The organism is Aeromonas sp. R1-1 (assembly GCF_040908495.1).
Classification (GTDB): Bacteria; Pseudomonadota; Gammaproteobacteria; order Enterobacterales; family Aeromonadaceae; genus Aeromonas; species Aeromonas veronii.
On record NZ_JBFODV010000293.1, the window covers coordinates 1 to 21,808 of the forward strand.

Below are 21,808 nucleotides of genomic sequence, written 5' to 3' on the forward strand. Positions count from 1 at the left end.
AGCAGACCCGCCTGACCCGACTGGTGCACGGAGTGCATCGACTCGATGACATGTAACGGGTGATAAGCACCAAACACGCAAGATGACGGCCAAACAAAAGGGCCCGGCAGCAGTGCCGGGCCCTTTCCATTGGATATCTGCTGATTTGCAGTGAGCCTGAGTCAGCCCTGCTGCTCGGCCGCGTAGAGGGCGGCCCCGATAATGCCCGCCTGATTGAGGCTGGCCGCCGGAATAAGCGGCGCCCGGGTCTCGATGCGATCGACAAACTTATCCAGCTTGGCTGCGCTGCCGCCCCCCAGAATGAAGAGGTCGGGGGAGAAGAGAAACTCGAGGCGCGCCAGATACTTGTTGAAACGCTTGCCCCAACGGTTCCAGGAGAGATCTTCCCGTTTGCGCGCCGCATCGGAGCAGTAGTGCTCGGCGGCCATTCCTTCCAGCATCAGATGGCCCAGCTCGGTGTTGGGCAGCAGATGGCCGTTGACGAAGATGGCGGTGCCGATGCCGGTGCCGACCGTGATGAGGATGATGACCCCCTTGCGATCCTTGCCAGCGCCAAAGCGCATCTCTGCCAGACCGGCGGCATCGGCATCGTTCAGCACATAGCAGGGCTTGCCGGTGACATCGGCAAACAGATGCTCGGCATCGGTCTCAATCCAGCTCTTGTCGATATTGGCGGCACTCTTGGCAACCCCGTTGTGGATAGTGGCGGGAAAGCCGCAGCCCACCGGTCCTTTCCAGTCGAAGTGTTCGACCAGCGCCTTGAGGGTATGGGCGATGGCGGCCGGGGTGGCCGGTTGCGGTGTGGCAATGCGATGGCGCTCGCCAATCAATTCGCCGGTTTTGGTATCGACTAGACAGCCCTTGATCCCTGAGCCTCCAATATCCACTCCCAACATATGCATCAGTGTTGTCCTTGTTGTGTGCCGAGCAGTTTGCAGTGACCACGCTGTTATGGGCACTGCAGGTCGGCAGAGCATGAAAAAAGTGCTGCAATCCGGCAAGGGGCAGATCACTTATGCGTGATCCGACAGACCTTTTTCGATGCAGCGGATCAGCAAACGGGTCTTCTTGTTCTCTTCATCCTGACGCCGGGCAAGGGTGGCCAGCGCCCATTCGATATGTTCGGCCACCATGGGATCGGCGGTGGTCAGCCCCAGTTGCAGGGCGGCGATCACCTCGGGGGTCGCCGGGCCATTGCCAAGGGCGACCGCCAGATTGCGGCGCCAGCGTTGGTAGCCGATGCGGCGGATCGGGCTCCCCTCGGTCTGTTTGAGAAAGTCGCTCTCGCTCCAGCACCACAGCGCCAGCAGGGGCGGGCGGTGCAGGTTGGGGCGGGGGCTGAAGTCGGGTTCCGGGCTGGCGTCTGCGTAGCGATTCCAGGGGCAGATAAGCTGGCAGTCGTCGCAGCCGTAGATGCGGTTGCCCATCAGGGGCCGGAACTCTTCCGGAATAGGGCCGTCATTCTCGATGGTGAGATAGGAGATGCAGCGGCGGCCATCCACCACATAGGGGGCGATAATGGCGCCGGTCGGGCAGATGTTGATGCAGGCGACGCACTTGCCGCACTGCTCCTTCTCCACTGGCTGGTCGAGTGGCAGCGGCAGGTTGAGCAACAGCTCACCGAGAAAGAAGAAGGAGCCAGCCGATTCGTTGAGCAGCAGTGAGTGTTTGCCAACCCAGCCTAGGCCCGCCTTGGCCGCCAGTGGCCGCTCGAGGATGGGGGCGGAGTCAACGAAGGGGCGCCACTCACCCAAGGTCTCTTCAGTGCCTTGAAACAGCTCGGCGCAGCGCGCTTCGATGCGATCACCCAGCTGTTTGAGCCGGTTGCGCAGCACCTTGTGGTAGTCACGGCCGAGAGCATAGCGGCTGATGTAGCCGAGGGTCGGATCGCGCAGGGTAGCGGCGAAGCCCGCCTCGAACGGCAGGTAGTTCATCCGCACCGACAACACCCGCACCGTGCCCGGCAGCAGCTCGTGGGGGCGCGCGCGCATCATGCCGTGGCGCGCCATGTAATCCATGCTGCCGTGATAGCCCGCATCCAGCCAGGCCTGCAATCTCGGCTCTTCGATACGCAGGTCGGTGTCGGTGATGCCCGCTTGGTCAAATCCTAGCTCCCGTGCCCAGAGCTTGATATCGTGGGCCAGCTGGTGGAAGTCAGGTGCGCTCATGTGGCTTGGCCTGGCCGGCGTTTGCTGGCGTGGGTCGATTGATAAGAGGCGGGAGCCGTCATGGTAGAGATCATCAGGGGCGCGTTGGGCACAAAAGAGGGGGGCAGTTTACCACAGGGGCTGTGGCAGACTGAACAGATCCGCGCACTGGAGCGCAACTGGGCCGCGCGTGAGGGGCAACCTCTCTATGCCCTGATGGAGCGAGCCGGTGCCGCGCTGCGCACCTATGCCACCCTGCATTGGCCCGATAGTCGCTGCTGGTGGATCTTCGTCGGCCCCGGTAATAACGGCGGTGATGGCTATGTGCTGGCCCGCCTTGCCCGCCAGATTGGCATCGAGGTGGTGGTGATTGCCGCCAGAGCACCCGACCAGCTGAAGGGGGATGCCAGACGGGCCGCCGATGAGTGGCTGGCGGCCGGTGGCCGGGTCTGGCTGGCCGAGCAGTTTGATGATGCACAACACTCCGCCCCGGATCTGGTGATCGATGCCCTGTTTGGCACCGGCGTCAACACGCCCCTCTCGCCACTACTGACAAAGATCGTCGCAACAATCAATGGCTTGGCTGTGCCCGTGCTGGCGGTGGATCTCCCCTCCGGCCTCAACGGCGATACCGGCCGTGCCATGGGGGCCGTGGTGCAGGCCACTCGCACCCTCACCTTTATCGGTATCAAGCAGGGGATGCTCACCGGCGACGGGGTGGATTGTGTCGGCCAGCTAGACTGCGATCCCCTTGGCGTGACGCCTGATGACACTATGCTGCCCGCCGCCTGGCGTATCGATTATCCGCAGCTGAGCACGCAGGTGACCCCGCGCCCGCGCGCTTCCCACAAGGGCTCTTATGGCAAGGTACTGCTGGTGGGGGGCAATCGCGGCATGCAGGGGGCCATCGTGCTGGCTGCCCGCGCCTGCCTGCGGGCGGGGGCCGGGCTGGTGCGGGTATGTCAGCATCCGGAACATCCGCCGGTCAGCCTCTATCAACCTGAACTGATGAGTCTCACTACCGCAGATGACGAGGGGTGGGCGTCGGTGCGGGTCATTGGCCCCGGGCTCGGTCAGGATGAATGGGGAAGAGCGCAAATCGCTCGTAATCTCACCGATCGGCTGCCACTGGTTTTGGACGCCGATGGATTGAATTGGCTGGCGCAATCTCCCCGCCATCAGGATAATTGGGTGCTCACGCCCCATCCCGGCGAAGCGGCGCGCCTGCTGGGATGCACCATTGCCGAGATTGAAACCGACCGGTTTGCCGCCGTGCAGGCGCTGCAGCGGCGTTATGGCGGTGTGGTGTTGTTAAAAGGGGCGGGAACACTTATTTATGACGGCGAGCGGGTCGCTCTCTGTTGTGAAGGCAATCCCGGCATGGCAAGTGGCGGCATGGGCGATCTGTTATCTGGTATAATCGCCGCCCTTTTGGCCCAGGGCTGGTCTGCCACCATGGCAAGCTGGCTGGGCGCCGTGATCCACGGCGAGGCTGCCGACTTGGCCGCCACCGACGGCGAGCGGGGCATGCTGGCGTCAGATCTGCTGCCGCTGATCCGCAAACTGGTTAATCCCGACACCATTACAAGTTAAAAAGAAGAACATGGCAAAACAGTTGATGATGACACTGCCGGACGAGGCAGCAACCGTGGCACTGGGTGGCCGTCTGGCACAGGCCTGCCAGCAGGCGACCACAGTGTTTTTGCATGGCACGCTTGGCGCCGGTAAAACCACCCTGACCCGCGGCTGGGTGCAGGGCCTTGGCCATCAGGGCAAGGTAAAAAGCCCGACTTACACCCTGGTCGAACCCTATGAGCTCGATGGCTGGCAGGTCTACCATTTTGATCTCTATCGCTTGGCTGATCCGGAAGAGCTGGAATTCATGGGCATTCGGGACTATTTTGCCGCCAACACTCTCTGTCTGGTGGAGTGGTCCGAGAAGGGCGAGGGCTGGTTACCGGCTCCCGACCTGGAAATTACCCTCACTTATGTAGGCGAGCAGCGCGAGGTTCTGATAGAGGCTCGCACTGCTATTGGCGAAGCCATTCTGGAACGGTTGTCATCTACGTGCGCTTGATCCTTGTTATTGCTCTCTCTTTGATGGCGTTACCCTCTTGGGCGAATCAGCTCAAGAGCGTACGAATCTGGCCATCACCGGATAATACCCGGGTGGTGCTCGATATGAGCAGCGCCCCCAATTACAACTACTTCACCCTCACCGGTCCGGATCGGCTGGTGATCGATCTGAAAGGGGCGAGCAACGCCGCCAATCTGGCGCGGATCGAGAACAACAGCGAACTGGTGCGCAAGATCCGCCAGAGCACTCCGCTGGAGAAGGGCGGTCTGCGGCTGGTGATGGATCTCAGCTCCGCCATCAAGCCGGTGGTCTTTCCGCTGGCGCCAGCCGGGCCCTATGGCCACCGTCTGGTCATCGACCTTCCCTATGAAGAGAAGCGCTCGGCGGCTGCGGTGCAGTCCACGCCTGTCGGTGGCAAGGGCAAGGGGGTGGTGATCGCCATCGACCCGGGCCATGGCGGGGAAGACCCGGGCTCCATCGGCCCGCGCCGCACCTACGAGAAGCGGGTCACGCTGGCGGTCTCCCAGAAGCTGGCGGCACTGATCGATCGTGAACCGGGGATGCGTGCCGTGATGACCCGTCGTGGCGACTACTTCGTCGACCTCAACAAGCGCTCCGAGATCGCCCGCAAGGCCAAGGCGGATCTGCTGGTCTCTATCCATGCAGACAGTTTTCATAACTCGACTCCGCGTGGTGCCTCGGTCTGGGTCCTCTCGACCAACCGTGCCAACCGCGAGATGGGCAGCTGGCTGGAGAAGCAGGAGAAGCAGGGCGAGCTGCTGGGCGGTGTCGGCAAGGTGTTGGCGGAATCCGATCCCAACCCCTATCTGGCACAGACCTTCCTCGACCTCTCCATGGACAAGTCCCGTGCCGAAGGATATGACGTCAGCCGCCAGATCCTGCGCTCCATGGGCAAGGTCGCCCGACTGCACAAGAAGGCGCCGGAACACGCCAGTCTGGCGGTGCTGAAGGCGCCGGATATTCCATCCGTGCTGGTCGAAACCGGCTTTATCTCCAACCATGCGGAAGAGAAGCTGCTGGCCACCGCCAGCTATCAGGACCAGCTGGCCCGTGCCATCTTCGAGGGGATCCGCAACTACTACCGCGCCCACCCGACCAAGGGGGCCATGCTGACCGGCAAGGGGCAGGTGAGCCAACCTGTCGCGACCACTCGCCCTGCACCGGTAGCCCGGCAGCCGGTGAGCCAGCCCAGGCAGACACAGTCGCAGCCGGTAGTGACCAACAAGATGCCCGCCACCGTCCGTGACGGCGGTGCTGGGAGCGGCTCTGGCGCCGGGGTGATCAAGCCTTACTCGGCGGCAGCGCAGGAGAGCGGTGCACCGGTCAGCAGTGTGGGCGACTATGACAAATCGCGGATGCTCCGCCATGTGGTCAAACGGGGCGAGAGCCTCTCCCGCCTTGCCGAGAAGCATGGAGTGAGTCAGTCCACTCTGGTGGAGATCAACCAGCTGCGCAGTCGGGATATTCAGATTGGTCAGACCATCTATATTCCCCAGCAGGGGCAGAGCCGCGCTGCCGCCCCCGTTCGCAGTGACGACAAGTCGCAGATGATCCGCCATGTGGTCAAGCGGGGCGAGAGCCTCTCCCGCCTTGCCGAGAAACATGGGGTGAGTCAGGCACGGCTGGTAGAGATCAACAAGCTCAAGTCGCGGAATATTCAGGTAGGGCAGGTGCTCTACATTCCGCAAAACTGACGCACGGGAGCGGGCGATGCCGCTCCCGCTGTTAGCGAATACCATCAGCAAGATTGAAATTCAGGAGTAAATGATGCCGATCCGTATTTTGCCACCCATTCTGGCCAACCAGATTGCAGCCGGAGAGGTGGTGGAGCGGCCCTCTTCTGTGGTGAAAGAGCTGGTGGAAAACAGCCTGGATGCGGGTGCCGACCGGGTCGAGATCGACATCGACAAGGGGGGGGCCAAGCTGATCCGCATCCGTGACAATGGCTGTGGCGTCGCCAAAGACGAGCTGGTGCTGGCGCTGTCGCGTCATGCGACCTCCAAGGTGGCCACGCTGGACGATCTGGAAGGGATCAACAGCCTCGGTTTTCGTGGCGAGGCGCTCGCCTCCATCAGCTCGGTCTCCCGTCTCACTTTCACCTCCCGTACTGCAGATCAGTCCGAAGCCTGGCAAGCCCAGGCGGAAGGGCGGGAGATGAGCGTCACCATCAAGCCGGCAGCCCATCCGGTAGGCACTACGGTGGAGGTGGTGGATCTCTTCTTCAATACCCCGGCGCGGCGCAAGTTCATGCGCAGCGAAAAGACCGAGTTTGCCCATATCGACGAGCTGGTGCGCCGCATCGCGCTCTCCCGCTTCGATGCCACCCTGATCCTGCGCCACAATGGCAAGGTGGTGCGTCAGTACAAGGCCGCCAATACCGTGCCGGAGCAGGAGCGACGTCTCGCCGCCGTTTGCGGCACCCCCTTCATGCACCATGCGCTGGCGGTGGAAAGCGAGCATAGCGACGTGCGTCTGTGGGGCTGGCTGGCGACTCCGGAGGGGGCAAGACCCCAAAACGATCTGCAATACACCTACGTAAACGGCCGGATGATGCGCGACAAGCTCATCAACCACGCCATTCGTCAGGCCTATGACGAGTTGTTGCCTCCCGACCGCTTCGCCGCCTATGTACTCTATATCGAGCTGGATCCCCGTCAGGTGGATGTCAACGTTCACCCAGCCAAGCATGAGGTGCGCTTCCATCAGGCGCGACTGATCCACGACTTTATCTTTCAGGCGCTGTTTACCGCGCTGCGCCGCGAAGGGGTCAGCGCCGCTCATCAGGACGCGCCGCTGGCCGAAACCCTGGTCGAGTTGCCGGTCAGTCCGCAGATTGAATATCCCGGTCAGGCGCCACGCCCGGAGTGGTACGGTGCCGAGCACAGCTACCGGGCACCTGCACAGGTGCGGGAGGGGGGCGGTGGGGCTGGCCGAGCCAGCAATTATCAACCGCACGAGCCCCCAAGCCGGGAGGCGATGCGCGGCATGGGAGCTCTGCTCACTACGCTGCCTATCGCAACTGCGACTGAGGCAGCTCCCGCACAGTCCACCGACACGGTGCCGTCACCCAAACAGGGGGGATGTCGCGCCCTGACACTGGTGGATCAGGCCTACCTGTTGATCGAGCGGGATAATCAGCTGGCGCTGCTCTCGCTGGTGCGCGCCGAGCGGGTGCTGCTGCGCCACTGGCTGCTGGAGACCTGGGGCCAGGGACTGGCGGCCCAGCCACTGTTGCTGCCGGTCTCCTTCAAATTGCCGAAGAATTTGATCGTGCTGGTGACCGAGCAGGAGCGTTTGCTGAAACGGATGGGGCTGGAGTTGAAAAGCGGGGGGCGCGACACCATGATCCTGACTCGGGTGCCGGCTCTGCTGCGCCAGACCGATCTGGTACGTCTGTTACCCGAATTGCTGCAAATTATCGAGGGCGGATCTGACAGTGATGCTGGTCAGCAGGCTGAAGTATTATGCCAATGGCTGGTGGAGCAGGGGATAAGCCGCGAGAAGATATACGATTTTTCAACTGCCAGTCGTCTGCTGACGGAACTTGTGACTGATTTCAGTGACCAACTGGCAGACATTCGCATGGTGCGTCCCCTTTCGTTGGCGACCGTGCTGGAGGAGTTTGAACATGGCGAGTGACTTGCCGACCGCAATTTTTCTGATGGGGCCGACGGCCTCCGGCAAGACGGATCTCGCCATTGAACTGTGTCAGGCATTGCCTTGCGACATCATCAGCGTCGATTCGGCGCTGATCTATCGCGGCATGGATATCGGCACGGCCAAGCCGACCGCTGATGAACTGGCACGTGCCCCGCACCGGCTGATCGACATTCTTGACCCCGCCATGAGCTATTCGGCAGCCGATTTTTGCAAGGATGCCCTGCGGGAGATGAAAGAGATCGCCGACCGTGGCCGCATTCCGCTGCTGGTGGGCGGCACCATGCTCTATTTCAAGGCGCTGCTGGAGGGATTGTCCCCGCTGCCCTCCGCCGATCCCGCCATTCGAGCCGGGATTGAGGAAGAGGCAGCCCGCCTCGGTTGGCAGGCGCTGCACGACGAGCTGGTACGCATTGACCCGGTGGCCGGGGCGCGAATTCACCCCAATGACCCGCAGCGGCTCAGCCGGGCGCTTGAGGTCTACCGTATCAGCGGCAAGACCCTTACCGAGCTGACGCAGGTGCAGGGGGAGGGCTTGCCCTATCGAGTGCAGCAGTTTGCCATCGCCCCGAGCGATCGTGCCGTGCTGCATCAGCGGATCGAACAGCGCTTTGACAAGATGCTGCAAGGTGGCTTTGAACAGGAGGTTCGTGCGCTGATGGCGCGCGGCGATCTGCACCCGGATCTCCCCTCCATTCGCTGTGTGGGTTATCGCCAAATGTGGGACTACCTGTGCGGTGAAGTGGGGTATGATGAGATGCGTTATCGTGGCATTGTTGCCACACGCCAATTGGCAAAACGACAGATGACCTGGTTGCGCGGCTGGCCCGATGTGACCTGGTTGGAATCTGGTGAGTCTGGCAATCTCGACCGCGTGCTTGCTCGCGCTGGTGCGGCTTGACACTCCCTGTATAATCAGGTTGTTATATTGATATTCGGTGTTTAAAAACAACAAACTATAAGGAAAAGAAAAATGGCTAAGGGGCAATCTCTCCAAGACCCGTTTTTGAATGCGCTGCGCCGTGAGCGGATTCCTGTTTCTATCTATTTGGTGAACGGCATCAAACTGCAAGGTCAGATCGAGTCTTTTGACCAGTTTGTTATCCTGCTGAAAAACACCGTGAGCCAGATGGTTTATAAGCACGCCATCTCGACTGTCGTACCGGCCCGTGCCGTCAATCATCACCAGCCCACTCCGGGTGGCGCGGCTGATGAACAGGGTGATGCCGAGGCGTGATATCCCTGGGCGAGTCGACTCGCCAACTCAGATTCATCATGATTCCTGTTAAGGAGCAAGCGCTTGTTTGACCGTTATGAAGCTGGCGAACAGGCCGTTCTGGTGCATGTCAACTTCAGTGATGAGGGTGAGCGGGAGGATCTGGAAGAGCTCAAGATGTTGGTGAGCTCGGCCGGAGTCAATGCGCTGGGGGTAATTACCACCAGTCGCAGTGCGCCCAGTGCCAAATTTTTTGTCGGCAGTGGCAAGGCTGAAGAGATCGCGTCCCAAGTCCAGATGCTGGATGCCGACGTCGTCATCTTCAACCATGCCCTGACCCCTGCCCAGGAGCGCAACCTGGAGCGTCTGTTCCAGTGCCGGGTGGTGGATCGAACCGGCCTGATCCTCGATATCTTTGCCCAGCGCGCCCGAACCCATGAAGGTAAACTGCAGGTCGAACTGGCCCAGTTGCGCCATCTTTCCACTCGTCTGGTGCGAGGCTGGACCCACCTTGAGCGTCAAAAGGGCGGGATCGGTCTGCGTGGCCCGGGTGAAACCCAGCTTGAAACTGACCGACGTCTGCTGCGGGAACGCATCAAGGCGATTTTGCGTCGGCTCGACAAGGTGGCCAAGCAGCGGGAGCAGGGACGCCGCGCCCGCAACCGCAACGAAGTGCCGACGGTGTCACTGGTTGGTTATACCAACGCAGGAAAGTCCACTTTGTTCAACCAACTTACAGCTGCCAGCGTGTATGCTGCCGACCAATTGTTCGCAACTCTGGATCCCACCCTGCGTAAACTGGTGATCCGGGATGTGGGTGATGTGATTTTGGCGGATACAGTTGGATTTATTCGACACTTGCCCCATGATCTGGTCGCGGCCTTCAAGGCTACCCTGCAGGAGACCCGTGAGGCGGATCTGCTGCTGCATGTGGTGGACTGTGCCGATGAGCAGATGCAGGAGAATATCGACTCCGTGCAGCAGGTGTTGGCCGAGATTGAAGCCGATGACAGGCCCCAGCTGATGATCTGCAACAAGATCGACAAGCTGGCGGATCGTCCGGCAGGTCTGGAGCGAGATGACGAGGGGCGCCCGTTGCGCGTCTGGTTGTCGGCCCAGACTGGTGAAGGTTGTGAGCATCTGTTTACGGCGCTGACCGAATTGCTGGCTGGCTCCATGGTGCATCACACCCTGCAGTTGCCTCCTTCTGCCGCGAGATTGCGCAGTGCGCTCTATCAGCTGAAAGGGATTGAGCAGGAAGGTTTTAGCGAGGAGGGTGATTTCGTGCTGGAAGTCCGCTTGCAAGTGGCCGACTGGAACCGCCTCGTGAAACAGGAAGGTGAGAGTTTACAACGCTTTATCAGGCATTGATTCGTTGATGAAGATGAACCCTTAGGGGCTTCGCAACGTATGATGGCCCGATAGAGATGATATCCATCCGCATGTATTAATGGAGACGCTGATGGCTTGGAATGAGCCTGGTAACAACGGCAAAGACCGTGACCCTTGGGGGAATAACGGCAAGAATCAGGGACCCCCTGATCTGGATGAAATGCTGCGCAAAGTGAGTCGCCGTTTCGGTGGCTTGTTTGGTGGCGGCAAATCTGGCGGCGATGTAGGTCGCTTTGGTATCTCCATCGCGCTGGTTGTGGCTGTGGTGGTGTGGGTCGTCAGCGGCTTCTACACCATTCGCGAAGCGGAGCGTGGTGCCGTGCTGCGGTTTGGCAAGTTTTCCCATATTGTCGAGCCGGGCCTGCGCTGGAAGCCGACCTTTATCGATCAGGTGATCCCGGTGGACGTCGAGTCCGTGCGCTCCCTGCCTGCCTCCGGTTTCATGCTGACTCAGGATGAGAACGTGGTACGGGTCGAGATGGACGTGCAGTACCGTGTGGTCAATCCCGAGCAGTATCTGTTCAGCGTGACCAATGCCGACGAGAGTCTGGGTCAGGCCACCGATAGCGCCCTGCGCTACGTGGTGGGTCATACCCGGATGGATGACGTGCTGACCACCGGTCGTGAGAAGGTGCGTCAGGAGACCTGGCAGGTGATCGATGGCATCATCGAGCCCTACCAGATGGGTCTGCAGATCGTCGACGTCAACTTCCTGCCGGCGCGTCCGCCGGAAGAGGTGAAAGACGCCTTTGATGACGCCATCTCCGCTCAGGAAGATGAACAGCGCTTCATTCGTGAAGCAGAAGCCTATGCCCGTGAAGTGGAGCCCAAGGCCCGTGGTCAGGTGAAGCGTCTGGAGCAGGAAGCGGAAGCTTACAAGTCCCAGATCGTGTTGAAAGCCCAGGGTGAAGTTGCTCGCTTCAACGAGCTGCTGCCCCAGTATCTGGCTGCCCCCGAGCTGACCCGTGAGCGTATCTATCTGGAAACCATGGAAGAGCTCTATCAGCAGGCCAACAAGGTGGTGGTCGACATGCCGGCTGGCAACAACAGCATGATCTACCTGCCGCTCGACAAGCTGTCTGGCAAGCCGAAGGTAACCCAGTCTGATCGTGCCACTGCCGCCCCGGTCACAGAGCAGGTCCCCGTTTCCAACGAGGGTGCCAACTCTACCCCGACAATGCCGCTGCGTAGCGGTGACCGCTTCAGCTCAGGGAGAAACTGATAGATGAAAAAGCTAGCTATTGGTGCAATCGCTGTCGCGGCCATGGTCTGCTTCTCCTCTGTCTTTATCGTTGATGAAGGTCAGAAGGGGATTGTGGTGCAGTTTGGCAAGGTGAAGCGGGTTGACTCCGGTGAACCCCGCCTCTATGAGCCGGGCCTGCACTTCAAGGTGCCGCTCATCGACCAGGTTCGCAAGATGGATGCCCGCATCCAGACCATTGACAGCCAGGCCGACCGTTTTGTCACCTCCGAGAAGAAAGACCTGATCATCGACTCCTACGTGAAGTGGAAGATCGAGGACTTCTCCAAGTACTACCTGGCAACCGGTGGTGGCAACAAGCTGCAGGCTGAAGACCTGCTCAAGCGCAAGATCAACAACGGTCTGCGTTCCGAGATTGGTAACCGTACCATCAAGGACATCGTCTCCGGTGAGCGCAGTACCGTGATGGAAGATGCCCTGAAGAAGATGGCGCGCTCCTCCGAGCTCGGTATCAAGGTGGTGGATGTGCGGATCAAGCAGATCAACCTGCCGGTGGAAGTCTCCAACTCCATCTACCAGCGGATGCGTGCCGAGCGAACCGCAGTTGCCCGTGAGCACCGCTCTCAGGGTCGCGAGAAGGCTGAAATCCTGCGTGCCGATATCGACCGCAAGGTAACCGTTATGATCGCTGACGCCGAGAGTAACGCTCGCCAGCTGCGCGGTGAAGGGGATGCGGAAGCCGCCAAGATCTATGCCGACAGCTACAAGAAAGACCCCGAGTTTTTCAGCTTCGTGCGTAGCATGGAGGCCTATCGCAAGAGCTTTGCCGGTGGCAACGACCTGATGGTGCTCAAGCCGGACAGCGAGTTCTTCCGTTACCTCAAGTCTCCTCACGGCACCAAGCAGTAATCGCCACGAGGTCACATTCAAAGGGTCTGCATTGTCAGACCCTTTTGTTTTTGGTGCCAATGCCAGCCGTCGATCCAGGGGGCTGGTTGCATTGAAGGAGGTCGGATGCTGACATCCATGCTGATGGGGTTGGGATTGCTGCTGTTTTTCGAGGGGCTCGGCCCGTTGTTGATGCCCAGGGCATGGCAGCAGATGTTGCGGCTGCTGAGCGATCAGCCACCGGAGCAGTTGCGCCGTATCGGCGGCTCGCTAGTGGTGGCGGGTAGCGTGATCCTCTGGATGCTGAGTCGCTGAGTCTGGCGCAATGCACTGTCCAGCAGATAGCAGACAATAAAAAAGAGGCCGAAGGCCTCTTTTTTCATCCATGTCGTTTACTCAGGCACTGCGCTGCACGGCCATGTGGGCCAGTGTTTCCAGCGCGTGCTTGTGCTGGGAGTCAGGCAGGATGGCGAGCGCGGCAATGGCCTTGTCGGCCTCTTCCCTGGCACGCATGCGGGAGTACTCCAGCGCGCCGGTACGATCGAGAATGGCCAGGATCTGCTCAAGATGCTCCATGCCGTTGCGGTGCTCGATGGCATCGCGCACCAGCTGGCGCTCTTCCGGTGTACCCACTTCCATGGCGTGCAGCAGCGGCAGGGTCGGTTTGCCTTCGGCCAGATCGTCGCCGACGTTCTTGCCCATCTCTTCGCTCTGGGAGCAGTAGTCCATTACGTCATCGATGATCTGGAACGCAGTGCCCAGATACTTGCCGTAATCGGTCATGGCCTGCTCGACGGGCTCGGGCTGATGAGTCAGCACGGCGGCGAGTCGGGTAGCGGCCTCGAACAGCTTGGCGGTCTTGCAGTAGATGACCGTCATGTAGCTCTCTTCGGTGGTATCCGGGTCGTTGCAGTTCATCAGCTGCAACACTTCTCCTTCGGCTATGGTGTTGGTGGCATCCGAGAGGATCTCCATCACCCGCAGGTTGGAGAGTTCGGCCATCATCTGGAAGGAGCGGCTATAGAGGTAGTCACCGACCAGCACGCTGGCAGCATTGCCAAACATGGCGTTGGCGGTCTCCCGGCCGCGGCGCAGGTCGGATTCGTCGACCACGTCGTCATGCAGCAGGGTAGAGGTGTGAATGAATTCGATGATGGCGGCCAGTTTCAGGTGATCCTCACCCTCATAGCCCAGCGCACGCGCAGCCATCACGGTCAGCATGGGGCGCATCCGTTTCCCGCCGGCGCTGACAATGTAGAAACCCAGCTGATTAATCAGACTAACGTCGGACTGGAGTCGGGCCAGGATCAGTTCATTGACCGCCGTCATGTCGGCGGCACAGAGCGCACGGATAGTCTGTTGGTCCATAAGTCTCGTAACGTGACAGCAGCAATAACTGCGATTTTAGTAATGGCAGGGATTCTACACGATTTCACAATGGGTTACAGTTAGGCGTTTATCCACGGCGGCAGATATGCGCACAAAATAAACTTTTTGCTAAATTGGCCTTGCCTGAGCAGATCGATTTGCGTAGAATGCCCGCCCATTGTTATAGGTTTTTGCGCATGTCTAGCCTTGAGCAAAAGACATGCCTTTACGGAGTTAATCAAATGTACGCGGTATTCCAAAGCGGCGGAAAACAACACCGTGTGGCCGAAGGTCAAATCGTTCGTCTGGAAAAGCTGAACGTTGAGACTGGCGCTACCATCGACTTCAACGAAGTTCTGATGGTTGCTGCAGGCGACACTTTTAAAGTAGGTGCTCCTTTCGTTGAAGGTGGCAAGGTTGTAGCTGAAGTTGTGGCTCACGGCCGTGGCGAGAAAGTGACTATCGTCAAGTTCCGTCGTCGTAAGCACCATCGTAAGCAAGCGGGCCACCGTCAGTGGTTCACTGAAGTCAAAATCACTGGCATCAGCGCTTAATTAGAGGAGTCCGATAAATGGCACACAAAAAAGCTGGCGGTTCATCCCGCAACGGTCGCGATTCTGAAGCTAAACGCCTGGGCGTGAAGCGTTTCGGCGGCGAAACAGTTCTGGCTGGCAGCATCATCGTTCGTCAACGTGGTACCAAGTTCCACGCTGGCACCAACGTTGGTCTGGGCAAGGATCACACCCTGTTCGCTACCGCGACTGGTAAAATCCTGTTCGAAGTTAAAGGTCCGCTGAATCGTAAGTACGTTAGCATCGTTGCTGAGTAATTACGGACCGCAAGGATCCGAAGCCCCGCCAACAGGCGGGGCTTTTGTTTTTCTGACGTCTTTCTGATGTCGTTGACGAAAAAACGGAACGCAGCTGACTTTGGCTCTGACGGGCATGATTGGCAAGATGCGTATCGCCCGCAGGGGTCTGTACCACTATAATTGCGTATCGGTTTTTCGAATTAAGGTGACGGTTACCTATGAAGTTTGTTGATGAAGTCCAGATTCGAGTCGATGCCGGTGACGGTGGTAACGGTTGTGTAAGCTTTCGCCGTGAAAAATATATTCCCAACGGTGGTCCGGACGGCGGTGACGGCGGTGACGGTGGCGACGTATATCTGATCGCCGACGAGAACCTCAATACCCTGATCGACTACCGTTTCGAGCGTTTCCATGCTGCCGAGCGCGGTGAGAATGGCCAGAGCGCCAACTGTACCGGTCGCCGCGGCAAGGACAAGATCCTGCGTGTGCCGGTCGGTACCCGAGCGACCGATGAAGATACCGGTGAACTGCTGGGGGATCTGACCCACCACGAGCAGAAGCTGCTGGTTGCCAAAGGTGGTTTCCACGGTCTGGGCAACACCCGCTTCAAGAGCTCCGTCAACCGTGCTCCCCGCCAGAAGAGTAACGGTACTCCGGGTGAAGTGCGTACCCTGAAGCTGGAGCTGCTGCTGCTGGCCGATGTCGGCATGCTGGGTCTGCCCAACGCAGGCAAGTCTACCTTTATTCGCGCCGTTTCTGCGGCTCGCCCGAAAGTGGCTGATTACCCCTTCACTACCCTGGTACCGAATCTGGGTGTGGTGCGTGGTGAAAACTCCCGCTCCTTCGTGATCGCCGATATCCCGGGTCTGATCGAAGGCGCTGCCGAAGGTGCAGGTCTGGGTATCCGCTTCCTGAAACACCTCGAGCGTTGCCGCGTGCTAATCCACCTGGTGGATATCTGCCCGGTTGATGGCTCCGATCCTGCTGAAAATGCCGTGACCATCGTCAAGGAGCTGGAGAAGTACAGCCCGGAACTGGCTGGCAAGCCGCGCTGGTTGGTGTTTAACAAGATGGACCTGATCCTGGAAGAAGAAGCCCAGGAGGTGATGGATCGCGTCAAGGCGGCCCTGAACCACGAAGGTCCGGTCTATGCCATCACTGCCATCAGCAAGGAAGGCACCAAGAAGGTCTGCTACGACATTCTGGATCTGCTGGATACCATGCCCCGTCAGCTGGCGGAAGATGCCAAAGACGCCATCGAGAAGGTGGAGTTCAAGTGGGACGACTACCACAAGAACCAGTTGGCCAAGGCTGAAGCGGAAGCTCTGGCTGCCTCTCTTGCCTTCGATGAAGGGCTTGATGATGACGATTGGGATGACGACGAAGATGATGGCGTTGAAGTCATCTACGTCCGTGACTGATCCCCGTCACTCTCATTGAAAACCGGAGCCTGAACAGGCTCCGGTTTTTTTATGTCTATCGAGCAGCAACTCATTAGGTATATTTGTGATGTCACTTATTGCCTGCTACTGATAACCGATTATACTGCCCACCAAAATTAACAATGACGAAACAATTATCTGGCGATGTCGATTGAATCGATATGCGCCGCTGTATCTTATTATTTTAATGGAAGGTTTGCCTGTGGAGGTATTTATGCGCAGATTTCTGCCTTAAGGGCTTGTTTGTGCATTTTTTTAGAGTATTCTTGCGCCCGTTTTGTCGGTTAATGCATGAATACGCAGGTTGGCCGGGCTAGGGAAAAGTAACATTAGGGCAGTCATATCATGTTGGAAAAGAGTCTCGAAGCACCTGCGGTCAATAATCGCCGTAATTTGTTGATGTTTCTGGTTCCGTCACTTATCGGGATCCTGCTGTTCATGACGCCGGTCGTCTATGACGGTAACGTCACCATCCCGGTGGCCGTGCTGGCCAAGCTGGTACAGCGCGTTTTTGCCGATTATCTGGTCGCCATGGTCAGTGCGGTGATCACCACCACCATGCTGATGACGCTGATTGCCTGGCTGTTCAAGCCAGCGATTCTGGTGCGTCGTCCTTTCCTCAACAGTTTGTTCAATGTCTCCCCTTTCTGGGCCTGCGTGCGGGTATTGGGCGGTATCTTCGTGCTGCTGACCTTCTTCCAGGTGGGGCCTGAGGTGCTTTACTCCGGCGCAACCGGTGGACTGGTGCTCAACGATCTGCTGCCGGTGCTGTTCTCGGTATTCATTTTTGCCGGCCTGCTGCTGCCGTTGCTGCTCGATTTCGGGCTGCTGGAATTTGTGGGCACCATGATGACCCGCATCATGCGTCCGGTGTTCCGGTTGCCGGGCCGCTCCGCAGTGGACTGCTTTGCCTCCTGGCTTGGCGATGGCAGCGTCGGCATCCTGCTGACCAGCAAGCAATACGAAGGGAAGTTCTATACCCAGCGTGAAGCCGCGGTGATTGGCACCACTTTCTCTGCGGTCTCCATCACCTTCTGTCTGGTGGTGATCTCCCAGGTGAAGCTGGAGCACATGTTCGTCCCCTTCTACCTGACCGTCTGTCTTGCGGGGGTGGTCGCCGCTATCGTGGTGCCGCGTTTGCCGCCACTTTGCTGGAAGAAGGACATCTATGCCGATGGCACTCCCCTGTGCCGCAAGCAGGAAGCCGTGCCGCACCAGCACAGCGTAATGAGCTATGGTTTCGAGCGTGCCCTGACCAAGGCTGACAGCATGACTGATCTCGGCGCAGTCGCACGGGAAGGGGTGAAGAATGCACTGGATATGGTGTTTGGCGTGCTGCCGGTGGTGATGGCGATCGGTACCTGTGCCCTGATGCTGGCCGAACATACCCCTATCTTCAACTGGCTTGGCGCCCCGTTTGTCCCCTTGCTGGAGCTGCTGCAACTGCCGGAGGCGGAAGCGGCTTCCAAGACCATCATGGTCGGTTTTGCCGACATGTTCATTCCGGCTGTGCTGGCCTCGACCATCGAGAGCGACATGACCCGCTTCGTGATTGCCGCCATGTCGGTAACCCAGCTGATCTATATGTCGGAAGTAGGCGCCCTGCTGCTGGGCAGCAAGATCCCGGTCAAGTTGTGGGAGCTGTTTGTTATCTTCCTGCTGCGCACTCTGGTCACCTTGCCGGTTATCGCCGGGGTGGCACACCTGCTGTTCTAAGGACGCAACGTAGTGAAAAACGGTCAACCTCGGTTGACCGTTTTTTTATGGCTTTTCCTCTTTTCTCCGGGCTTGATGGATGACGCGGGTTATTCGCAAAACGTCCTGCCTTGCAAGGTGTGGGTCATTCGTCGTGGGCTGAGTGTGGGTAACAAGAGAGAAGGGCCTGCGGGTCCTTGCTCATCAATGTCCCTGCGGGTGGGGCTGTGCCGGCTTGCGGGGACACTGCACCAGCAGGGTATGGATGGTGAAGGTGCTGATCTGGGGGAAGCTCGGGCTAAATCCCCTCATCGGGTCGGTGCCCCCCATGCTCATCTGAACCTTGGTGAAGGTGTGCTGGCTGCGATCGGTTTCCTGATAGCCCTGCGGACAGCTCAAGCTTGCCTGTTGCTGGCAATCATCCGGCGCACTGCACTCGATCTGGAATCGTTGCAGCGAGGAATCTGCGGAGGTGAGCTCAGTGACAGTGACAGTGACAGTGGCGGGGGCGCAACCGGACAGCAATATACTGCCCAGCAGGACAATTCTCTGTGACATAAAAGGCGCGTGCTCTGTGGGACATGAAAAGGGGGGAGCGTGCCAGCCGGACCCTTGGTATCCCGCGCCGGCCGCCCTATGGGTTAGCGTGACGTTATGCTCAGATCGGACACTGGATGGTTAACGAGTGGACCGTGTTGGCGATGCTATAGGGCTTGGCAGCTTGGTAGATTTTCTTCTCCTTGTCATAGCTTCCCCCCAGATACTGGGTGCTGTAGAGCGTCTGCTGGCGGCGGTCGGTCTCCTTGTAACCTTGCGGGCAGGTCTGGTTGGCCTGCTGGAAGCAGGCTTTCATGCTGCTGCACTCGATGTAGAAGCCGCGCTGGCTGGGATCGGCAAGGTGCATCGGGGTGACGGTGGGGGTGGGGGGAGACAACAGGGCGCAACCGGACAGCGTCAGTGCGCCCAGCAGAACGAGATGTTTTGACATAGATAACCTGAACAGTGTGGTGTGACAAAGAGTGAGGGGGAGTCTGTTGCTCCCCCTTCGCTATAGGGGCACCGTTATAACCAGCCCGGGGCGCTCAGGCCAGCCCGCAAATGTAAGAAAATATGATCCACCCCCGGGCTTGCGCGGCCAGCAGGATGAGCGTTCAAACAATACTTGCCTGAGATTTGTTCCGTTCGATTGCTGCCGCTTGGCAGGCAGAGTGTGGCAGGAGATAGTGATTCATTCAGGTATCCCGTGCTACATTGCCCCACTTGTTACTGGCCTGTAAATCAATGGAGTGACCCATGTCTGCCATCCCCTATTCCGCGCTCGATCTGGTGCCTGTTGCCGAAGGTTCCGTGCCTGCCGAGTCGTTTCGCCGTTCACGGGATCTTGCCCGCCATGCCGAGGGTTGGGGTTACCAGCGCTACTGGCTGGCCGAACATCACAACATGCCGGGCATTGCCAGTGCCGCCACCTCGGTGCTGATCGGCCATCTGGCCGAAGCCACCACCACTCTGCGGATCGGCGCGGGTGGCATCATGCTGCCGAACCACTCGCCGCTGGTGATTGCCGAACAGTTTGGCACTTTGGCTTCTCTCTATCCCGACCGCATCGACCTTGGCCTTGGCCGCGCCCCTGGGACCGATCAGCGCACCATGCGGGCGCTACGACGTATGCGCAGCGGTGAGGCGGATGATTTCCCAGCCGATGTGCGTGAGCTGATGAGCTACTTTGGCGACGAGATTGGCGCGGTGCAGGCGGTGCCCGGTCAGGGGCTGCATCTGCCCATCTGGCTGCTGGGCTCCAGCCTCTACAGCGCGCAACTTGCAGCGGCGATGGGCTTGCCATTCGGTTTTGCTTCCCATTTCGCGCCCGCCATGTTGCTGCAGGCGCTGGAGATCTACCGCAGCCAGTATCGCCCCTCCGCTCGCTGGCCCAAGCCCCATGCGGTGGTCTGCATCAACATGATCGCCGCCGACAGCGAGCGTGAGGCCCGCTTCCAGTTCACTACCGTGCAGCAGCAGTTCTTGCGCCTTCATCGCGGTGATGCGGGAAAGCTGCCCGCGCCGGTCGTCCAGCTTGGTGACGAGTGGGCGCCCCGTGAGCTGATGGCGATGGAGCAGACCTTGGCCCGCTCGCTAGTGGGCAACCCGGAGCAGGTTCGTCATGGACTCAAGGCGCTGCTGGCGGAAACCCATGCCGATGAGCTGATGTTCAATGGCCCCATCGTCGATCATCAGGCCCGACTGCGCTCCTTTGAAATTGCCGCCGAGCTGATGCAGAGCCTGTGATTACACATCCGGGCACATCTGCATGTGTGCCAGAGCTTGACCTTATATCTCTTTATATTTATTCAACTAATTGATTTTAAAGAGTTGTCAGGTTGATGTCGGCCATCTGTCGTGTCACCTTTCGCGGCGCAAGCCCTATGCTGGCCCTGTCAATTACCACAAGGAGTTTGAGATGATCGTCAGGAAGTTGAGATTGCAACGGGGTTGGTCTCAGGATCAGTTGGCAACGTTGACTGGTTTGAGTGTCCGCACTATCCAGCGGATCGAGCAGGGGCAGCAACCCGGACTGGAATCTCTCAAGGCCCTGGCCGCCGTCTTTGAACTCGATGTGGCTCAACTGGATGGATCAGAGCAACAGGAGCGCGAGATGAGAGGAAGTGACATTATGGGTCAGGATGCGGTGCAGGTATCTGCAGAGGAGCGGGCGGCAATGCGCTATGTGGAGGAGCTCAAGGGCTTCTATCACCATGTCGCCAGCTACGTGGTGGTGATCTGCGGGCTGTTTGTCATCAACTACCTGAGCAATCCGGAGTACATCTGGGCCTGGTGGCCAACCCTGGGATGGGGGCTGGGACTTGCCTCCCATGCTGTTCGGGTGTTTCAGCCCTTCAAGCTGTTTGGCCCCGAGTGGGAGCGGCGCCAGATCGAGAAACGGTTGGGGCGCAAGTTGTAATCTCAAAGCAGTCACATATCTGCCCATATTTATAGGATAGTCTCATAACTAATATCCATGAGTATGGGCTCATCCAAAAATGTGACATGATTGTATTTTGATATGAAGGCTGAAAAAATTTTTCTCGCGAATATTTGGTTTTTAAATAAAGTTTATAGGTAGCGCTCACCATTTGATGACATTGTTTTATTTATTAAGGACGATGACATGTTGCTTATTCAAATTGTAACTGAGACTCCTATATGGGTCTGGATTTTGTTTGTATTTCTCATAACCACAGGCATAAATGCATTAAGTGATAGAGAAACAAACATTGAAGGGTTATTCATTATGCCATTGTTTTTTCTCCTCTGGGGAGGATTCACAGTGATTGATAATCTGGCTTTTTTGTTCTGTGGCTTTGCTTCGATGATGTCAGGGTTAATAGCTGGCTCTTATATTGGCTGGCGCCACTTTAGCGATGGACCTCAGCTGAAGCGTAAAGAAGGTACTCATTTAATTATCTGGCCCGGTACATCATGGGTCCTCGTTTTCGTAATAATTACTTTCATTATAAAGTATGCGTTGAATGCTTTTTTAAATATGGAGCCTTCTTTAAGATTCTCATTATGGTTTAATATCATCTTTGGTGTTTCAAGTGGATTGATTAGTGGGGTTCTTTGGGGCCGCACAGTGAATTTTTACTTAACATATCGAAAGACCTATTTATGTGGCTAACTATGCTCAAAATAACTTGATTACAGTTAAAAGTTAAAACCATTAAATGATCTGCTTTAATAATATTATTCGTCATGTATCAGTTAATATTATATTGGTATAAAAGTTCGCTGTACGAACGGCAAGCCTTTACTTAATTAGTGAAAATTATCGGTTATTAATGTAAATAGCAGAGTAAGAGAGCCCGGCAAGTTGCCGGGCTCTCTTTTTGGTTCAGGTC

General features: G+C 58.1%; 22 protein-coding genes. 17 read left to right on the forward strand and 5 right to left on the reverse strand.

The features are described from left to right. Window positions 1-161 precede the first annotated feature (161 nt). Window positions 162-902 carry a polyphosphate--glucose phosphotransferase gene (gene ppgK / locus AB5Y92_RS19775; RefSeq protein WP_368227440.1) on the reverse strand — a complete coding sequence of 247 codons (741 nt, stop codon included), beginning with the start codon at window positions 900-902 and terminating at the stop codon, window positions 162-164. A gap of 111 nt (window positions 903-1,013) precedes the next feature. Beyond that, window positions 1,014-2,168 carry a tRNA epoxyqueuosine(34) reductase QueG gene (gene queG, locus AB5Y92_RS19780; protein ID WP_368227441.1) on the reverse strand — a complete coding sequence of 385 codons (1,155 nt, stop codon included), beginning with the start codon at window positions 2,166-2,168 and terminating at the stop codon, window positions 1,014-1,016. 60 nt (window positions 2,169-2,228) lie between these two features. Here queG and AB5Y92_RS19785 point away from each other — a divergent pair, with 60 nt between their 5' ends. From AB5Y92_RS19785 to AB5Y92_RS19830, 10 genes are all read left to right on the forward strand, one after another. Beyond that, on the forward strand, window positions 2,229-3,740 hold the full coding sequence (locus AB5Y92_RS19785) for an NAD(P)H-hydrate dehydratase (RefSeq protein ID WP_368227442.1): 1,512 nt from the start codon (window positions 2,229-2,231) through the stop codon (window positions 3,738-3,740). 10 nt (window positions 3,741-3,750) lie between these two features. Continuing rightward, a complete protein-coding gene (gene tsaE / locus AB5Y92_RS19790) occupies window positions 3,751-4,224 on the forward strand; it encodes a tRNA (adenosine(37)-N6)-threonylcarbamoyltransferase complex ATPase subunit type 1 TsaE (RefSeq protein WP_005339056.1) in 474 nt (157 codons plus the stop codon). A gap of 23 nt (window positions 4,225-4,247) precedes the next feature. After that, window positions 4,248-5,939 carry an N-acetylmuramoyl-L-alanine amidase gene (locus AB5Y92_RS19795; protein WP_368227443.1) on the forward strand — a complete coding sequence of 564 codons (1,692 nt, stop codon included), beginning with the start codon at window positions 4,248-4,250 and terminating at the stop codon, window positions 5,937-5,939. A gap of 73 nt (window positions 5,940-6,012) precedes the next feature. Next, a complete protein-coding gene (mutL, locus tag AB5Y92_RS19800; RefSeq protein WP_368227454.1) occupies window positions 6,013-7,884 on the forward strand; it encodes a DNA mismatch repair endonuclease MutL in 1,872 nt (623 codons plus the stop codon). Beyond that, the gene (miaA, locus tag AB5Y92_RS19805; protein ID WP_162516049.1) at window positions 7,874-8,803 is read left to right on the forward strand and encodes a tRNA (adenosine(37)-N6)-dimethylallyltransferase MiaA; all 930 of its coding nucleotides are present in this window, start codon (window positions 7,874-7,876) and stop codon (window positions 8,801-8,803) included. The genes mutL and miaA overlap by 11 nt, the downstream gene beginning before the upstream one ends. 72 nt (window positions 8,804-8,875) lie before the next feature. Then, window positions 8,876-9,139 carry an RNA chaperone Hfq gene (gene hfq, locus AB5Y92_RS19810; protein ID WP_005339045.1) on the forward strand — a complete coding sequence of 88 codons (264 nt, stop codon included), beginning with the start codon at window positions 8,876-8,878 and terminating at the stop codon, window positions 9,137-9,139. 63 nt (window positions 9,140-9,202) lie between these two features. Beyond that, the gene (hflX, locus tag AB5Y92_RS19815; protein ID WP_005339043.1) at window positions 9,203-10,489 is read left to right on the forward strand and encodes a ribosome rescue GTPase HflX; all 1,287 of its coding nucleotides are present in this window, start codon (window positions 9,203-9,205) and stop codon (window positions 10,487-10,489) included. Between the two features lie 91 nt (window positions 10,490-10,580). Beyond that, window positions 10,581-11,732: an FtsH protease activity modulator HflK gene (hflK, locus tag AB5Y92_RS19820; RefSeq protein ID WP_005341060.1), complete on the forward strand. Its 1,152-nt coding sequence runs from the start codon at window positions 10,581-10,583 to the stop codon at window positions 11,730-11,732. A 3-nt stretch (window positions 11,733-11,735) separates the two neighbouring features. Then, window positions 11,736-12,620 carry a protease modulator HflC gene (hflC, locus tag AB5Y92_RS19825; protein WP_005339038.1) on the forward strand — a complete coding sequence of 295 codons (885 nt, stop codon included), beginning with the start codon at window positions 11,736-11,738 and terminating at the stop codon, window positions 12,618-12,620. 105 nt (window positions 12,621-12,725) lie between these two features. After that, a complete protein-coding gene (locus tag AB5Y92_RS19830; RefSeq protein WP_368227444.1) occupies window positions 12,726-12,914 on the forward strand; it encodes a DUF2065 domain-containing protein in 189 nt (62 codons plus the stop codon). Window positions 12,915-12,995: 81 nt separating this feature from the next. On the opposite strand, the gene ispB is transcribed toward AB5Y92_RS19830, so the two are convergent. Then, on the reverse strand, window positions 12,996-13,967 hold the full coding sequence (gene ispB, locus AB5Y92_RS19835; protein WP_201906631.1) for an octaprenyl diphosphate synthase: 972 nt from the start codon (window positions 13,965-13,967) through the stop codon (window positions 12,996-12,998). Between the two features lie 242 nt (window positions 13,968-14,209). On the opposite strand from ispB, the gene rplU reads away from it, so the two are divergent. From rplU to AB5Y92_RS19855, 4 genes are all read left to right on the forward strand, one after another. After that, on the forward strand, window positions 14,210-14,521 hold the full coding sequence (rplU, locus tag AB5Y92_RS19840; protein ID WP_005304210.1) for a 50S ribosomal protein L21: 312 nt from the start codon (window positions 14,210-14,212) through the stop codon (window positions 14,519-14,521). A gap of 17 nt (window positions 14,522-14,538) precedes the next feature. After that, on the forward strand, window positions 14,539-14,796 hold the full coding sequence (gene rpmA / locus AB5Y92_RS19845; RefSeq protein ID WP_005339028.1) for a 50S ribosomal protein L27: 258 nt from the start codon (window positions 14,539-14,541) through the stop codon (window positions 14,794-14,796). Window positions 14,797-14,996: 200 nt separating this feature from the next. Further along, complete coding sequence (gene cgtA, locus AB5Y92_RS19850; protein ID WP_005339026.1) at window positions 14,997-16,199, forward strand: Obg family GTPase CgtA; 1,203 nt, start codon at window positions 14,997-14,999, stop codon at window positions 16,197-16,199. A gap of 366 nt (window positions 16,200-16,565) precedes the next feature. Then, window positions 16,566-17,936 (forward strand): YjiH family protein, encoded by a 1,371-nt coding sequence (locus AB5Y92_RS19855; RefSeq protein WP_368227445.1) that lies wholly within the window; start codon window positions 16,566-16,568, stop codon window positions 17,934-17,936. A gap of 183 nt (window positions 17,937-18,119) precedes the next feature. Here AB5Y92_RS19855 and AB5Y92_RS19860 read toward each other — a convergent pair whose 3' ends face one another. Together AB5Y92_RS19860 and AB5Y92_RS19865 are read right to left on the reverse strand one after the other, a co-directional pair. Continuing rightward, window positions 18,120-18,473, reverse strand: coding sequence for a hypothetical protein (locus tag AB5Y92_RS19860; protein ID WP_368227446.1), 354 nt, complete (start codon window positions 18,471-18,473; stop codon window positions 18,120-18,122). A 100-nt stretch (window positions 18,474-18,573) separates the two neighbouring features. After that, window positions 18,574-18,903, reverse strand: a complete 330-nt coding sequence (locus tag AB5Y92_RS19865; protein WP_201987512.1) for a hypothetical protein — start codon at window positions 18,901-18,903, stop codon at window positions 18,574-18,576. Window positions 18,904-19,208: 305 nt separating this feature from the next. Here AB5Y92_RS19865 and AB5Y92_RS19870 point away from each other — a divergent pair, with 305 nt between their 5' ends. The 3 genes from AB5Y92_RS19870 to AB5Y92_RS19880 all read left to right on the forward strand — a co-directional run bounded on the left by AB5Y92_RS19870 (window position 19,209) and on the right by AB5Y92_RS19880 (window position 21,588). Then, complete coding sequence (locus AB5Y92_RS19870) at window positions 19,209-20,198, forward strand: luciferase-like monooxygenase (protein WP_201987514.1); 990 nt, start codon at window positions 19,209-19,211, stop codon at window positions 20,196-20,198. 172 nt (window positions 20,199-20,370) lie between these two features. Further along, the gene (locus tag AB5Y92_RS19875) at window positions 20,371-20,871 is read left to right on the forward strand and encodes a 2TM domain-containing protein (protein ID WP_127007924.1); all 501 of its coding nucleotides are present in this window, start codon (window positions 20,371-20,373) and stop codon (window positions 20,869-20,871) included. Between the two features lie 207 nt (window positions 20,872-21,078). Further along, complete coding sequence (locus AB5Y92_RS19880) at window positions 21,079-21,588, forward strand: DUF6622 family protein (protein ID WP_201298798.1); 510 nt, start codon at window positions 21,079-21,081, stop codon at window positions 21,586-21,588. The last annotated feature ends 220 nt before the right edge of the window (window positions 21,589-21,808 follow it).

Bases quoted from the DNA above. Each gene is read 5' to 3' on its own strand.
- hflK (WP_005341060.1), top strand. From the start codon at position 10,581: ATGGCTTGGAATGAGCCTGGTAACAACGGCAAAGACCGTGACCCTTGG.
- rpmA (WP_005339028.1), top strand. From the start codon at position 14,539: ATGGCACACAAAAAAGCTGGCGGTTCATCCCGCAACGGTCGCGATTCT.
- miaA (WP_162516049.1), top strand. From the start codon at position 7,874: ATGGCGAGTGACTTGCCGACCGCAATTTTTCTGATGGGGCCGACGGCC.
- rplU (WP_005304210.1), top strand. From the start codon at position 14,210: ATGTACGCGGTATTCCAAAGCGGCGGAAAACAACACCGTGTGGCCGAA.
- AB5Y92_RS19880 (WP_201298798.1), top strand. From the start codon at position 21,079: ATGTTGCTTATTCAAATTGTAACTGAGACTCCTATATGGGTCTGGATT.
- AB5Y92_RS19870 (WP_201987514.1), top strand. From the start codon at position 19,209: ATGTCTGCCATCCCCTATTCCGCGCTCGATCTGGTGCCTGTTGCCGAA.
- AB5Y92_RS19795 (WP_368227443.1), top strand. From the start codon at position 4,248: ATGGCGTTACCCTCTTGGGCGAATCAGCTCAAGAGCGTACGAATCTGG.
- tsaE (WP_005339056.1), top strand. From the start codon at position 3,751: ATGGCAAAACAGTTGATGATGACACTGCCGGACGAGGCAGCAACCGTG.
- ispB (WP_201906631.1), bottom strand. From the start codon at position 13,967: ATGGACCAACAGACTATCCGTGCGCTCTGTGCCGCCGACATGACGGCG.
- hfq (WP_005339045.1), top strand. From the start codon at position 8,876: ATGGCTAAGGGGCAATCTCTCCAAGACCCGTTTTTGAATGCGCTGCGC.
- hflC (WP_005339038.1), top strand. From the start codon at position 11,736: ATGAAAAAGCTAGCTATTGGTGCAATCGCTGTCGCGGCCATGGTCTGC.
- AB5Y92_RS19865 (WP_201987512.1), bottom strand. From the start codon at position 18,903: ATGTCAAAACATCTCGTTCTGCTGGGCGCACTGACGCTGTCCGGTTGC.
- AB5Y92_RS19785 (WP_368227442.1), top strand. From the start codon at position 2,229: ATGGTAGAGATCATCAGGGGCGCGTTGGGCACAAAAGAGGGGGGCAGT.
- AB5Y92_RS19830 (WP_368227444.1), top strand. From the start codon at position 12,726: ATGCTGACATCCATGCTGATGGGGTTGGGATTGCTGCTGTTTTTCGAG.
- cgtA (WP_005339026.1), top strand. From the start codon at position 14,997: ATGAAGTTTGTTGATGAAGTCCAGATTCGAGTCGATGCCGGTGACGGT.
- AB5Y92_RS19860 (WP_368227446.1), bottom strand. From the start codon at position 18,473: ATGTCACAGAGAATTGTCCTGCTGGGCAGTATATTGCTGTCCGGTTGC.
- ppgK (WP_368227440.1), bottom strand. From the start codon at position 902: ATGCATATGTTGGGAGTGGATATTGGAGGCTCAGGGATCAAGGGCTGT.
- AB5Y92_RS19855 (WP_368227445.1), top strand. From the start codon at position 16,566: ATGTTGGAAAAGAGTCTCGAAGCACCTGCGGTCAATAATCGCCGTAAT.
- mutL (WP_368227454.1), top strand. From the start codon at position 6,013: ATGCCGATCCGTATTTTGCCACCCATTCTGGCCAACCAGATTGCAGCC.
- AB5Y92_RS19875 (WP_127007924.1), top strand. From the start codon at position 20,371: ATGATCGTCAGGAAGTTGAGATTGCAACGGGGTTGGTCTCAGGATCAG.
- queG (WP_368227441.1), bottom strand. From the start codon at position 2,168: ATGAGCGCACCTGACTTCCACCAGCTGGCCCACGATATCAAGCTCTGG.